The organism is Eikenella halliae, assembly GCF_001648475.1.
In the GTDB taxonomy this organism is placed as follows: domain Bacteria; phylum Pseudomonadota; class Gammaproteobacteria; order Burkholderiales; family Neisseriaceae; genus Eikenella; species Eikenella halliae.
On the sequence record NZ_LXSQ01000006.1, the window covers coordinates 84,646 to 99,211 of the forward strand.

Here is a 14,566-nt window from a genome sequence, read left to right on the forward strand (position 1 = left end):
TTATCTGCCAACAGTAGCAAAAGAGCATTGAGTTACAATTTCAAGACACCAAAATAAAATGAAGGAATACGAAGCAGCCCCATGTGATGAAAACCGTTTCATAGCTTTTTATCGAAACCCGGCCAGCATAATTTTTTGCCTATTTGTCTACTCTAATCTAAAAACAGCATCCGTGCGGATTCTACCTGGCAAAATCCGCAACACAGGAAAGAAAATATTTTCCCCAAGAAATCAAGCTTACTATTGCGAAATATATTCATAAAACCCAGGCAGCAAGTGTTGCGTTACTACAACTTATGTTGCGTTTATGCTAAAATCGCACTTATGTTCCACTCTTGCTTTTAATTATGCTGCTCGACCTAAACCGTTATTCTCCCGCTGTTTTTCGCAAAGAAGCCTCAAAATTGGGTGCTTTGGCAGTACCCATGCTACTGGCGCAGATTGCGCAGGTAGGGCTGGGCTTCGTGGATACAGTGATGGCTGGCGGTGCAGGCAAAACCGATTTGGCTGCGGTAGCCTTGGGCAGTAGTGCATTTGTTACGGTTTATCTGACCTTCCTCGGCGTGATGACTGCGCTCAATCCGATGATTTCCCAAGAGCACGGCGCGGGCGAAACCGAGAAAGTGGGCGAGCTGGGCCGTCAGGGCATATGGTATGGCCTGATGCTGGGCATTGTGGGCATGATTCTACTGTGGCTGATGATTCAGCCCATCAACGGTTTTCTCGACTTGGATGCCGAAGTGAAACGGCAATTTGCCCTGTATGTGGGTCTGATTGCCCTTTCTATGCCGGCTGCCATGATTCATCGTGCACTACACGCCTTTGCTTCCAGCCTGGGCAAGCCCAAACCGATTATGTGGATGAGCTGGATCAGCCTGTTTTTAAACATCCCGCTCAACCATATTTTTGTGTATGGCGATTTGGGCATGCCGACCTTGGGCGGTGCGGGCTGCGGCCTGGCCAGCACTTTGGTGTTTTGGTTTAACGCTGCCGCGCTGTGGGCTTATATTGCCAAACAGAAATATTTCCAACGCTTCGGCCTGTTCGCCCGCTTCTCCAAACCCAGCGCCAAAATCTTCCGCCAAATCACCAAGCTGGGTGTCCCGATCGGTTTGTCTTTCTTCCTCGAAGTGAGCCTGTTCACCGTGATGATGATGCTGATTGCCCAACTGCCGGGAAATGCTGAAGATCACGTGGCCGCACAGCAAGTAGTAAACAGCATCACCAGCCTGATTTATGTGATTCCGCAAGGCATCGGCGCGGCAGTTACCGTGCGCGTGGGCTATGCCATCGGTGCCGACCGCTATTTCCAAGCGCGTTATGCCTCCGGCGTGGCCTTGGCCTGCGGCTCAACCCTGGCTATCGTTACCGCAGTACTCACCCTGCTGTTCCGCTACCCGATTATGCGCGTTTACACCGATGACCAGGCCGTTATCGGTATCGGCGCCACCATCCTGCTGTTTGCCGCCGCCTTCCAATTGGCCGACGCCATCCAATGTATCGCCTCCTACGCCTTGCGCGGCTATAAGGTAACCAAGCTGCCGATGGTGATTCACGGCATCGCCTTCTGGGTGGTCGGTCTCGGATTGGGCTGCCTGCTGGCCTTCGGTACGAGCATGGGGATTTACGGCTTCTGGGCGGCGTTGGTGCTGTCGCTGGGTTGTGCCGCTGTTGCCCTCTTGTGGTGTTTGGCAACAGTCAGCCAAGAAATGTTGGAACATGAAGACGATGAATAAACTGCAATACGATGCCGATTTAACCGCGCTGAACACCTTCGGTCTCCCCGCCCGTACTGCCGCGCTCTACACCTTGGACACAGCCGAAAGGCTACCTGAAATTTTCCAACTGCCCGAATACCGCCGCGAGCGCACCCTGTGGCTGGGTGGCGGCAGCAATATCCTGCTGATGAAGGACTACGACGGGCTGGTGGTACGCATGGCCAATAAAGGCATTTCCACGCCAGAGCCGGCCGGTGGCGGCAAAATGCGCATCACCGCGCAGGCCGGCGAAAACTGGCACGATTTCGTACAGCACACCATCGCGTTGGGCTTGAGTGGTCTGGAAAACCTCAGCCTGATTCCCGGCACAGTGGGCGCCGCGCCGGTGCAGAATATCGGCGCCTACGGCGTGGAAGCCGAAAGCTGTATCGAAACCGTGCACGCCTGGGATTTAGACAGCGGCAAGCCGGTATCGTTCAGCCGTGCCGACTGCCGTTTTGCCTACCGCGACAGCGTGTTCAAACAATCCGGCGGCCGCTTCGTGATTACGGCAGTAACGTTCGTGCTGGATAGCGAATTCAAACCCAAGCTGCACTACGGCGATGTGCAAACCGAAGCCGAAGCCCTGGCTCAAGGCGCGCCGCTCACCGCCGCCATCGTGACTGAAGCCGTGTGCCGCATCCGCCGCCGCAAGCTGCCCGACCCCGCCGAAACCGGCAGCTGCGGCAGCTTCTATAAAAACCCCATCGTTTCCGCCGAACAGGCCGCCGCGCTGAAACAGCAGCACCCCGCCCTGCCGGTATACCCCCAGCCGGGCGGCCAGGCCAAACTCGCCGCCGGATGGCTTATCGACCAATGCGGCCTCAAAGGCCACCGCGAAGGCCATGCCGCCGTACACCAAAAACAAGCCCTGGTGCTGATTAATCTCGGCGGCGCCAGTGCCCAAGACGTACGCCGTTTGTCCGAACACGTTCAAAACAGCGTTTACCAACGCTTCGGCGTGCAGCTCGAGCCCGAGCCGGTATGGGTGGAGTGAGACAGCACAATCAATAATGCATTAAAATGCCCGTATTACCCCGCCAAAAGATTTTCAGGTAGCCTCTCGCGCAGGCAGAATTTGTGTTTCAGCCAAAGGAGATCACCATGCCCAGGAAGCCCGGCAAACCCAACACCTACAACCGAATCATCGACATCAGCCTCCAACTGTTCAACGAAGAGGGTGAGCGCAACATCAGCACCAACCACATCTCCCAACGCCTCCGCATCAGCCCGGGCAACCTCTACTATCATTTTCGTAATAAAGACGAAATCATCGTTCAGCTGTTCCTTCGATACAGCAACAAACTGCTCGACTACATCCGCCAAACCGAGCTGCCCGGCAGCATGGCCAAAATGGGCGAATACCTACAGGGCGTGTACGACATCCTGTGGGAATACCGCTTCCTATTCAGCGACGTAAACACCCTGCTCGCCCGCAGCAAGCAGCTTTTGGGCGAACACAACGAATTCTCCCATGAGAAAATCTCCCCGCTTTTGGTGAAAATCTTCATCGAACTGCGCGACAAAGGCATCATCGAAGCCGAAGACGAAGCCCTGCGCGAGCTCAGCCTGAACGTATGGCTGCTCACCAAATACTGGCTCGACTTCGACAACTCCCAGCACATCGGCTGTTGGGACGAAAACGCCAAACGGCGCGGCATCTACCAAACCATGAGCCTGATACGCGGCTTTGTGAGCAAAGAGCACTACCCAAACTACTGCGAACTGATGGCGCAATATCGCTCCTGAAGCAGCAAACCAAACGGCAGCCGGAAACCGCCTTTCCGCTGCCGTTGAATATTGCAGGCGACTTAGCGGCATTTCCCTACGGCTGCCATGCCCGGCAAACCAAACCAAGGCCTTTGCAAAACCCGGCTTGTTTCCCCCAACATTTTCAGGTAGCCTGCAGCCCGCATTGAAGGCTACCTGAAAAATAAATCAGCCTCCCTACCCTTCCATAATACCGTGATACCGTGACCTAAATTTAGGCAGAATCAGGCAACAAGCCAACGCCATGCCGGTTTAAAATGAATCACTATAGTGGATTAACAAAAATCAGGACAAGGCGGCGAGCCGCAGACAGTACACACGTTACGGCAAGGCGAGCCAACGCTGTACTGGTTTTTGTTAATTCACTATATAAGCAAAAAAAAGCTACCTGAAACACACCAACCATGACCCAATCCCTCACCATCCTCGGCAGCACCGGCAGCATCGGCACCAGCACGCTCGACGTGGTTGCCCGCCACCCCGAACGCTTCCGCATCTTCGCCCTCAGCGGCCACAGCCAAACCGCCAAGCTGGCCGAACAATGCTTTGCCTTCCGCCCGCAATACGCCGTAACCGCCAACGAAGCGCAAGCCGCCGAACTGCGTACGCACCTGGCTGCCGCCGGCTGCCAAACCGAAGTGCTGCACGGCGAACAAGCTTTGTGCGACATTGCCGCCGCGCCGGAAACCGACGGCGTGATGGCCGCCATCGTCGGCGCCGCCGGCCTGCCGCCCACACTGGCCGCCGCCCGCGCCGGCAAAACCCTCTACCTGGCCAACAAAGAAACGCTGGTGGTTTCAGGTAGCCTCTTCATGCAAACCGCCGCCCAATCCGGCGCCCGCATCCTGCCGGTAGACAGCGAACACAACGCTATCTATCAAGTATTGCCGCCGGAAAAAGGCTACCTGAAACATAACGGCGTGCAATCCATCATCCTCACCGCTTCCGGCGGCCCCTTCCTGCATACCGACTTGGCCGACTTCCCCGCCATCACGCCCGAACAGGCGGTAAAACACCCCAACTGGCAGATGGGGCGCAAAATTTCGGTGGACAGCGCCACCATGATGAACAAAGGCCTGGAGCTGATTGAAGCACACTGGCTGTTCAACTGCCCGCCGGACAAACTGGAAACCGTTATCCACCCGCAAAGCGTGGTGCACAGCATGGTGCGCTATGCCGACGGCTCGGTGCTGGCGCAAATGGGCACGCCCGATATGCGCACGCCCATCGCCTACTGCCTCGGCCTGCCCGAACGCATCGCCTCCGGCGTGCCGCCGCTGGATTTTGCCGCCCTCTCCGCGCTCACCTTTGAAACGCCCGACTACCGCCGTTTCCCCTGCCTGGAACTGGCCTATCAGGCCATGCAGGCCGGCGGCAGCGTGCCCTGCGTGCTCAATGCCGCCAACGAAATCGCCGTGGCCGCCTTTCTGGCCGGCCGCATCCGCTTTACCGACATCGCACACACGGTACGGCATTGCCTGGAGCAGGATTTTTCAGGTAGCCACCACAGCCTGGAAGGCCTGCTGGATTTGGATGCCGCTGCCCGACGCGCCGCAGAAGCGTTTGTGCAGCAAGTGGCGAATCGCTGAACATCTTTTTCATGCCAGGCAGCAAGCCGCATGAATAATGCGGCAAGCCAAGCCAATATGACAGGCCTTCGCTATTGGCGCAGGCTTTGTCGGGAACCTCTGTTTCCATTACAATTACGTTTTTCTTCCTGCAGCCGATTGGCGGCTGAGGCTACCTGAAAATACGGCACTCCCTTTTTCAGGTAGCCTGCATCCGATTCGCCTGCTTCAAGGAGCTTCTTGTTTGTTTCTTTTGCACACACTCGGCGCGTTTATCGTTGCCATCCTGATTTTGGTTAGCCTGCACGAGCTGGGGCATTTGTTGGTGGCGCGCTGGTGCGGCATCAAAGTGCTGCGTTTTTCCGTGGGCTTCGGCAAGCCGTTTTTCAACAAACGCTGGCGCAATATCGAATGGTGCCTGGCGCCGATTCCGCTGGGCGGCTATGTGAAAATGGTCGACACCCGCGAAGGCGACGTGGCCGAGGCCGACCTGCCCTACGCCTTCGATAAGCAACACCCGTTCAAACGCATGCTGGTGGTGGCCGCCGGCCCGCTCACCAACCTCGCGCTGGCCGTGCTGCTCTACACCTTCTCCTTCGGCTATTTCGGCGCGCAGGAAGTGCGCCCGATGGTGGGCATGGTGATGCCCGACACATTGGCCGCCAAAGTAGGCTTCCAGCCGGGCGACACCATCACCGCCGTAAACGGCAAGCAGGTGCTCACTTGGGGCGACGCACAATCGGAAATCATCCTGAATTTGGAAGCCGGTAAGGTTCAGGTAGCCGTGCACGAGGCCAACGGCAGCCAAACCACGCGCACCATCGATGCCGCCGGCACGCCGGAAGCGGAAGCCGTGGCCAAACGCGGCGGCTGGTTCGGCATCACCGCCCTGCGCCTGAACACCACGCTCGCCTCTATCCAGCCTAGCTCCCCCGCCGAGCGCGCCGGTTTGCGCAAAGGCGACCGCGTCGTAGCCGTGAACGGGCAAATCGTGCACACTTGGCCGGATTTAACCACCACCATCCGCCAACACCCGCAAGACAAACTGACTATCGATATTTTGCGCGGCGGCAAACCGCTTCAGGTAGCCTTGCGCCCCGACAGCCGTGAAGACCGCAACGGCGAACGCTACGGCTATGCCGGTTTTGAAGCCGAAGTCGACCAACAATGGATGGCTCGCTCAACCTACCGCTACCAGCCCACCTGGCTGGGCGCAGCCGAAATGGGCATGCAGCGCGTGTCTTCCTACACCGCGCTCACCGGCCGCCTGTTTGCCCGCCTGCTCACCGGCCAGGCTTCCGTAAGCCACATTTCCGGCCCGATCACCATCGCCAGCTACGCCGGCAAAACCGCCTCCGCCGGCATTCAGGATTATTTGGAATTCCTCGCCGTGGTGAGCATCAGCCTGGGGATTTTGAATTTGCTGCCGATTCCTGTTTTAGATGGCGGCCATTTAATGTATTATGCCGCCGAATGGATTCGCGGCAAGCCCGTTAGCGCCAATGTGCAACTGTGGGGACTACGCCTCGGCCTCTCCCTGATGCTGATGCTGATGCTGCTGGCTTTTTTCAACGATATCACCCGCTTACTGGGATAAAGCATGAAACTGAACAAACTTACCTTCTCTTTGTTTGCAGCCGGATTGTCTTCTTGGGCGCTGGCCGCCGCTCCGTTTACCATCCAAGATATCCGCATCGAGGGCCTGCAGCGTACCGACCCTTCCACCGTATTGGGCTACTTGCCGGTTAAAGTGGGCGGGACTTTCACCGATGGCGAAGGCGAACAAATCATCAAAAACCTCTATGCCACCGGCTTGTTCGACGATGTGCGCGTAGAAACCATGGGCAACCAAGTGTTGCTGACCGTGGTGGAGCGCCCCATCATCAACACGGTTACCGTTACCGGCGGCAAAACCCTGCCCAGCGACGCCATCAAGAAAAATCTTGACAGCTTCGGCCTGGGTCAATCGCAGCCATTCAACCAAGCAATCCTCAACCAAGCCGTGGCCGGCCTGCAGCAGGAGTATGCCAACCAAGGCAAGCTCTCCGCCACCATTACCCCCGAGATTTCCCGCCTCTCGCGTAACCGCGTGGACATTACGCTGAAAATCGATGAAGGTCCTACCACCCACATCAAAGAAATCGACTTTGAAGGCAACCAGCATTTCTCCAACCGCACCTTGCGCCACCAAATGCAGATGGATCGCCACGGCATGTTGAGCTGGCTCTCCAAAGACGATCGTTTCTCCGACGAAAAATTCCGCCAAGACCTGCAAGCCATCACCGATTTCTACCAAAACGAAGGCTTCTTCGAAGGCCGAGTGCAGGATGCCGATGTGCGCTACAACGCCGACCGCACAGAGCAGACGCTGTGGATTAAAGTACACGAAGGCGAACGCTACCGCTGGGGCAAAGTGCGCATCGAAGGCGACACCCGCGAAGTGCCGCGCGAAGAATTGGAAGCCCTGCTGAAAATGCGTGAAGGCCGCCGCTACAACCGCTCGCAGATGGTAGAAAGCCTGCAGGCCATCCAAGACCGTATGGGTCAGGCCGGCTACGCACTGGCTCAAGTAGGCGTGCAACCGCAGCCTGACCAGGCCAACCACACCGTGGATTTCGTTTTAACAGTGAATCCCGGCCGCAAATACTATGTGAACCAAATCCACATTTCCGGCAACAACAAAACCCGTGATGCCGTTATCCGCCGCGAAATGCGCCAAACCGAAGCGGCGCCCTACGATTCGGCCAAGCTCAACCGCTCCAAAGACCGCATCCAGCTCTTGGGCTATTTCGATGATGTGAAAGTGGAAACCCGCCCGCTGCCCGATACGCCCGACCAAGTGGATGTGGATGTATCCGTGAAAGAGCGCTCTACCGGTTCGGTAGAAGTGGCTGCCGGTTGGGTACAAGATACCGGTTTGGTACTTTCTGCAGGCGTGGCGCAAGACAACCTGTTCGGTACGGGCAAATCTGCCAACTTCCGCATTGCGCGCGGCAAAACCCAAAATACCGCGTCCCTGTCGTTTACCGACCCCTACTTCACCCCCGACGGCGTGAGCCTAGGCTACGATATCTACTATCGCGGCTACATGCCCTATAAATCCAGCTCCAGCACCAGTTCCAACAACTACGAAACCACCCGTATCGGTCTCGGTGCGCGCATGGGTGTGCCGATTACCGAATATGACCGCATAAACTTCGGTCTCGGCGTAGAACACCTCACCGTGAAGCTGCACGGTGACGAAACCTACCAGCCCTATCGCTACCGCCAGTTCATCCAAGAACACGGCGAGAAAAACTGGATTGTTAAAGGCAATATCGGCTGGGGTCGCAACAAAACCGACGATGCCCTGTGGCCGACCCGCGGCTACACCACCAGCGTCAACGCCGATCTCGGCCTGCCCGGCGGCAGTTTGAAATACTACATCCTCACCCACGACCAACGCTGGTTCTTCCCCTTAAGCAAGAGCTTCACTCTGATGCTGGGTGGGGAAGTGGGTTATGCTGGTTCCTACGGCGGCACATCCTCCGTACCCTTCTTCAACAACTTCTACGGCGGCGGCCTAGGCTCCGTGCGCGGTTACGAAAACGGTTCTTTGGGTCCGAAGGTATATGAAATTTATGGCAATACCCGTAATACCGTAAACTACGGCGGTACTTACAAAGCCTATGCTTCTGCCGAGCTGCTCTTCCCCTTCCCCGGCGTAAAAGACCAGCGTTCCGTGCGCTTGAGCGTGTTCGCCGATGCCGGTAGCGTGTGGGATGGCAAAACCTACAATACCGGAGCATACAGTGCTAGCAACCCCTACGGCACCAACGGCTACTACAGCAAAGACCACCGTTCTTCTTTCAGCAACGAACTGCGCTATTCCGTAGGCGCGGCGCTGACTTGGATTTCCCCGTTGGGCCCGATGAAATTCAGTTTTGCCCACCCGATGCGGCAGCGGGATAACGACCAAATCCAACGTTTCCAATTCCAATTGGGTACGACTTTCTAAGAAAGCAGATAATGAAGCTTAATCTTCCCCGTATGGCAGCAGCAGCCGCTGCGGTGCTGCTCGCATCGTATGCTGTTGCCGACAGCGTACAAAAGCTGGGATTCATCGATACCGAGCGCGTGTATCAGCAGTCCGTTCAGGCACAGCGCATCCAAACCACCCTGCAAAACGAATTCGGCACTCGCCAACAGGCCTTGCAACGGCTGCGCGATCAAGGCATTACCTTGAAAGCCCGGCTCGACCAAGGCCGCCTGAGCCCCACCGAACGCCGCCGCATCGAGCAGCAGCTGATTGCCCTGGATGGGGATTTGCGCCGCCAAGCCGCACAGCTTACCGAAGAGTACAACCTGCGCCGCAACGAAGAGTTTGCCGCCCTGCAGCAAAATGCCAACCGCGTGATTACCGAGCTGGCTCAGCGCGACGGCTATGACTTGATTATCCAAGACGTTATCTACGTAAACAGCAAATTCGACATTACCGACCAAGTTATCCGCGCCCTCAACAACCAATAGGCCGACGACGGGTTGGCTGCCTTCCGATACTGCATCGGCCCTATCGGAAACGCATCAATCCGCCCTAAAGGCTACCTGAAAGCGCGGGCTTCAACGAAATTGGCATTCCGGCCTCTCTGTTTTGCAGCAACACAGGCTACCTGAAAATGCAGAAACTCCTTTCCCAAATCACCGCCGCCCTAGGCGGCACGCTTGCCGGGCAAGACATCGCCATCAGCCGTATTGCTCCGCTGCATACCGCACAAAAAGACGACATCAGCTTTGTCTCACACCCCAAACACCTGCCAGAAGCCCTGGCCAGCCAAGCCGGCGCGCTGATTGTGCACCACAAATTGGCCGACAAACTGCCCGGTCGCAATCTGATTGCGTGCGACAACCCGCAACTCTATTTCGCCCAAACCGCCCGCCTGTTCCACCCTGCTCCCGCCGCCAATCCCGGCATTCATCCCAGCGCCGTGGTGGAAGCAAGCGCCATCGTGCCCGACAGCTGCGAAATCGGTGCCAATGTTTACATCGGCGAATGCGTCGTGCTGGGCGAAGGCTGCCGCATCCTGGCCAACTGCGTGGTGGAAGCCAACTGTGTGCTTGGCGAGCATACCGTGCTGCACTCCAACGTAACCGTTTATGCCGGCTGCCGCCTCGGCGATCGCGTGGAAATCCACTCCGGCACCGTGATCGGTGCCGACGGCTTTGGTAATGCCTGGGCGCAAGACCATTGGTACAAAATCCCGCAAGTGGGCGGCGTGGAAATCGGCAACGACGTAGAAATCGGCGCTAACACCACCATCGACCGCGGCGCGATCGAAGACACCGTGATTGCCGAGGGGGCGAAAATCGACAACCTCGTGCAAATCGCCCACAACGTACATATCGGCGCCCACACCGCCATCGCTGCCTGCGTGGGCATTGCCGGCAGCACCCATATCGGCGCCTACTGCCAAATTGGCGGTGCCGCCATGTTTGTCGGCCACATCCGCGTGGCCGACCGCACCTTCATTGGTGGCGGCACCCTTGTGGCTGCCTCCATCAACCAGCCGGATTACTACGCCAGCTCCTATCCGCTGCAAACCCACCGCGACTGGGTGAAAAATGCCGTACACCTGCGCCGGCTCAACGAACTGCACCGCCGCGTGAAAACATTGGAAAACACAATCAACTATCCCGAAAACAAGGAATAACCCATGCAAATTGAAAACATCGAACTCCCGCTGGACGTGCGCACCCTGCAACGCCTGCTGCCGCACCGCTACCCCTTCCTGCTGCTGGACCGCGTCATCGGCTTTGAAAAAGAAAAAAGCCTCACTGCCATTAAAAACGTTTCCGTAAACGAACCGTTTTTCCAAGGCCACTTCCCTGATTTCCCCGTGATGCCGGGCGTGTTGATTATCGAAGCGATGGCACAGGCTGCCGGCGTGCTTGCCATCCTCAGCCGGGGCGAGCGCAAAGAAAACGAAATCTACTTTTTCGTTGGTATCGACGAAGCGCGCTTCAAACGCCAAGTCGTGCCCGGCGACCAAGTGCAGATTCATCTGGACGTCATCACCCACAAGCGCGACATCGGCAAATTCAAAGCCACTGCCACCGTAGACGGTCAAATCGCCGCCGAAGCCGTTATCATGTGCGCCAAACGTGCGGTGGATAAATAAGCCGGCAAGCTAGGCAATGCCCTTTTCAGGTAGCCTCCGCCAAACCGCCCACCGCATTTCGCACAAACCATTTTCAGGTAGCCCCTTACCCCTGCAAAGCCCGCTGCCACAAGGAAACCCCATGTCCCTAATCCACCCCACCGCGATTATCGACCCCAAAGCCGAGCTCGACAGCAGCGTTAAAGTCGGCGCCTACACCATCATCGGCCCGAACGTACAAATCGGCGCCGGCAGCGAAATCGGTCCGCACGCCGTTATCGAAGGGCACACCACCATCGGCGAAAACAACCGCATTTTCCAATTCGCCAGCCTCGGTGCCATCCCGCAAGACAAAAAATACCGCGGCGAGCCCACCCGCCTGATTATCGGCAACGGCAACACCATCCGCGAATTCACCACCTTCAACCTCGGCACCGTAACCGGCATCGGTGAAACCCGCATCGGCGACGACAACTGGATCATGGCCTACTGCCACCTCGCCCACGACTGCGTAATCGGCAGCCACACCATCTTCGCCAACAACGCCTCCCTCGCCGGCCACGTTACCATCGGCGACTACGTCATCCTCGGCGGCTACACCCTCGTATTCCAATTCTGCCAAATCGGCAACTACGCCATGACCGCCTTCGCCGCCGGCGTGCACAAAGACGTCCCCCCCTACTTCATGGCCGCCGGCTACCGCGCCGAGCCCGCTGGCATCAACAGCGAAGGCATGCGCCGCAACGGCTTCACCCCCGAGCAGATTGCCAACGTGAAAAACGCCTACAAAACCCTCTACCGCCAAGGTCTGCCCTACGAAGAAGCCCGCAGCCAGATTGCCCAAGCCGCCGAAACCGCCCCCGAGCTGGCCGTGTTGCGCGACTTCCTTGCCGACTCACAACGTAGTATCATTCGCTAATCTTTCCCCCAAGGCTACCTGAAACAGCCAAACCGTTTTCAGGTAGCCTTACGGTGAAACTTCCCAAGTAGCACAACTCATCAACCGATAAGGAGACACTATGCAAAAACTCACCACCCTCGCCCTGATTGCCGCCCTGGCCGCTCCTGCCGCTGCCCTGGCCAACGACTTCGAAAGCGAACACGCTACCAACCGCGAAGTAGTCAGCCAAGCCGACCCCGCCGCCCGCGAGCTGTTCTTGCGCCCAGTTACCCTGAAGCAAGGCCGTAACCACACCCTGCCCGTAACCCTGCGTGCCGGCAAGTTCTACACCTTCTTTGGCGACTGCGACGACAGCTGCAACAACATGGACATGAATTTGATGGCTGCCAACGGTGTCCGCGTAGCCGGCGACAACCTGCCGGATAACCAGCCCCTGTTCACATTCCAAGCTCCCAGCAGCGGTAACTACCGCATCGTATTGAGCATGAAAGACTGCGATGATGCCAACGGCTGCAAAGCTACCATTCATGCTTTCGAAGGCAACCGTCGTGTATACGACACTTTCACCCGCTCGCGCTAATACCGCATAGCCCGACCGCCCGAGCCACACAGCCCGGGCGGTTTGTTATTACAGGCTAACCAAAGAACAATCAACATTGGTTTGCCAACAGTATTGATGTAATCAGGCAACCACACTCCAAAATCATACAGCCACTCTTAATTCAGCATAAAATATATATAATTCATATATTAAAGAAATATTATGCTAATATATCCAATATAAATATTACCATTTACCAAAACACCATTCTTCCATAGCTATTTTCAATCGTACCTTCTTCCCATTTCAGGTAGCCTGCCGTTATTCCTCTCAGCAAGCTCCCACCGCCATGCCCACACCCCGCCTTATTTCGCTTCTGCCCATTGTGCTGTTGTCTGCCGTTGCCCAAGCTGCACCAGATAACTGGCTGCCGCAGGCGCAGCGCATGAACCGTGAAATCGTGCGTAAAGAAGACCGCCGCGCCCGGCTGTATGAACATTTCCGCGGCAGCCTCTCCCAAGGCGAATCCAAACCCCGGCAAATCAACCTGCGTGCCGGCAAACACTACACCTTCTTCGCCGATTGCAGCCGCCAATGCAACAACATCGATCTCACTCTGCTACGCGACGGACACACCCTTATCGCCGACACCGATCCCCATGCCTCCCCCATGTTCGGCTGGTATGCCCGCCAAAGCGGCCAATACACCCTCACCCTCACTATGCCCAACTGTATCGACCGCGTGTGCGACTACAGCATCCAAGTATTCGAAGGCAGCCAAAAAATCCTCTAGCCGCCAAATCGGGGCGCGCAAAACTCGTGCAGATTTTGCCCAAACCCAACAAACGGTAACGGCATGGAAAGCCTTCGCCACAAATTTTTCAGGTAGCCTCTATATATCAGGCTGACTTTTGAACCAGCTGCCATGCTACTTTGGCAACAAGTTTGCTCCTTATCTACCGATATGCTCTCCCACAATACTGGATTCGGTACAGCCAGCATATAACGAGAGAGCCTGTCTATCCTACATTGCGGGGCGGTAGACAATTCAGTAGCGGAAACCTGCCTTAACAGCACTATCATCCCAATCCTGCTGAAGCACGCGTACAGGCAGCAACCATGCGTAGCAATATACAAATCAACAATATCTTGCGGAATACAACCGAAGGGCAAAACACTAGCGGAATAGTGAGACAACATGACAAATCAGGAGATTACCTGACGGAAGAAACGTTAATGTTCGTAATTATAGTTCAGGAAATAGTGCTCCTACACTGGAAATTCAGCAAAGCAATAGTGAGAATATTAAAATTAAGTATAGGTATAAATAATGTTTAGTGCAATTAAATCTATTAATGCTCCAAAAGGAAGTGGCTTTTGGCTAGAAGCAATATTTATGGATGAAGGAAAAATTAGTATTTTATTTTCAAGTAATGACGATAGAAATGATTTAACAGAAATATCTATCGATTGGGCTATTCATTTTCAAAGGACAGATGAATCATATAAAATCAATACATTTCATGAAATGGTTGCACCAACTCGTGGAAATGTGCACCCATTATTTATGCAAGGAGAACGTTTTTTTGAAGTTATTGATAAAAAATATACTGAATGGGTTGTTGAAGACCACTATTTCCCATTAAAAGATTATGAAAAACTATATGTTTTCTTTTTTATGGAATCATATGTTGAGGTTATTAGTCCAGAGCCACCCGTATTTACCAAAATAAATAGCAAACATGAGTATTATGCAAATTTAAAAGAAAGAGTATGTTGGACACCTGATGAATAATGATTAAGCATATAATGAATTAAGAAACTGCATATAAGATAGCCTGTAAACTACTAACTAAGGCTTCCAGGCTGCCATGAAATACATTAAAAACAATTAA

General features: G+C 55.4%; 13 protein-coding genes. All 13 read left to right on the plus strand.

Annotated elements, in window-relative coordinates; all coding sequences use genetic code 11:
• Positions 1-347 precede the first annotated feature (347 nt).
• The 13 genes from A7Q00_RS02060 (at position 348) to A7Q00_RS13260 (ending at position 14,466) form a co-directional block, all read left to right on the plus strand.
• Positions 348-1,736: an MATE family efflux transporter gene (locus A7Q00_RS02060; protein WP_064088987.1), complete on the plus strand. Its 1,389-nt coding sequence runs from the start codon at positions 348-350 to the stop codon at positions 1,734-1,736.
• The gene (gene murB, locus A7Q00_RS02065) at positions 1,729-2,754 is read left to right on the plus strand and encodes a UDP-N-acetylmuramate dehydrogenase (RefSeq protein WP_064088988.1); all 1,026 of its coding nucleotides are present in this window, start codon (positions 1,729-1,731) and stop codon (positions 2,752-2,754) included. Before A7Q00_RS02060 ends, murB begins: the two co-directional genes overlap by 8 nt.
• Positions 2,755-2,861: 107 nt before the next feature.
• The gene (locus tag A7Q00_RS02070; protein WP_064088989.1) at positions 2,862-3,506 is read left to right on the plus strand and encodes a TetR/AcrR family transcriptional regulator; all 645 of its coding nucleotides are present in this window, start codon (positions 2,862-2,864) and stop codon (positions 3,504-3,506) included.
• A 425-nt stretch (positions 3,507-3,931) separates the two neighbouring features.
• Entirely contained in the window at positions 3,932-5,116 is a 1,185-nt protein-coding gene (gene ispC / locus A7Q00_RS02075; RefSeq protein WP_064088990.1) for a 1-deoxy-D-xylulose-5-phosphate reductoisomerase, read from the plus strand.
• A 232-nt stretch (positions 5,117-5,348) separates the two neighbouring features.
• Complete coding sequence (rseP, locus tag A7Q00_RS02080) at positions 5,349-6,692, plus strand: RIP metalloprotease RseP (protein WP_064089018.1); 1,344 nt, start codon at positions 5,349-5,351, stop codon at positions 6,690-6,692.
• 3 nt (positions 6,693-6,695) lie between these two features.
• Positions 6,696-9,092, plus strand: coding sequence for an outer membrane protein assembly factor BamA (gene bamA, locus A7Q00_RS02085; protein ID WP_064088991.1), 2,397 nt, complete (start codon positions 6,696-6,698; stop codon positions 9,090-9,092).
• 32 nt (positions 9,093-9,124) lie between these two features.
• Positions 9,125-9,604: an OmpH/Skp family outer membrane protein gene (locus A7Q00_RS02090; RefSeq protein ID WP_425387487.1), complete on the plus strand. Its 480-nt coding sequence runs from the start codon at positions 9,125-9,127 to the stop codon at positions 9,602-9,604.
• Between the two features lie 146 nt (positions 9,605-9,750).
• Positions 9,751-10,782 carry a UDP-3-O-(3-hydroxymyristoyl)glucosamine N-acyltransferase gene (gene lpxD, locus A7Q00_RS02095; RefSeq protein ID WP_064088993.1) on the plus strand — a complete coding sequence of 344 codons (1,032 nt, stop codon included), beginning with the start codon at positions 9,751-9,753 and terminating at the stop codon, positions 10,780-10,782.
• Between the two features lie 3 nt (positions 10,783-10,785).
• Entirely contained in the window at positions 10,786-11,250 is a 465-nt protein-coding gene (gene fabZ, locus A7Q00_RS02100; protein WP_023887998.1) for a 3-hydroxyacyl-ACP dehydratase FabZ, read from the plus strand.
• A 121-nt stretch (positions 11,251-11,371) separates the two neighbouring features.
• A complete protein-coding gene (lpxA, locus tag A7Q00_RS02105) occupies positions 11,372-12,148 on the plus strand; it encodes an acyl-ACP--UDP-N-acetylglucosamine O-acyltransferase (protein WP_064088994.1) in 777 nt (258 codons plus the stop codon).
• 100 nt (positions 12,149-12,248) lie between these two features.
• The gene (locus A7Q00_RS02110) at positions 12,249-12,710 is read left to right on the plus strand and encodes a hypothetical protein (RefSeq protein ID WP_064088995.1); all 462 of its coding nucleotides are present in this window, start codon (positions 12,249-12,251) and stop codon (positions 12,708-12,710) included.
• A gap of 310 nt (positions 12,711-13,020) precedes the next feature.
• Positions 13,021-13,464 carry a hypothetical protein gene (locus tag A7Q00_RS02115; protein WP_064088996.1) on the plus strand — a complete coding sequence of 148 codons (444 nt, stop codon included), beginning with the start codon at positions 13,021-13,023 and terminating at the stop codon, positions 13,462-13,464.
• Positions 13,465-14,001: 537 nt separating this feature from the next.
• Positions 14,002-14,466: a hypothetical protein gene (locus A7Q00_RS13260; protein WP_156503696.1), complete on the plus strand. Its 465-nt coding sequence runs from the start codon at positions 14,002-14,004 to the stop codon at positions 14,464-14,466.
• Positions 14,467-14,566 lie beyond the last annotated feature (100 nt).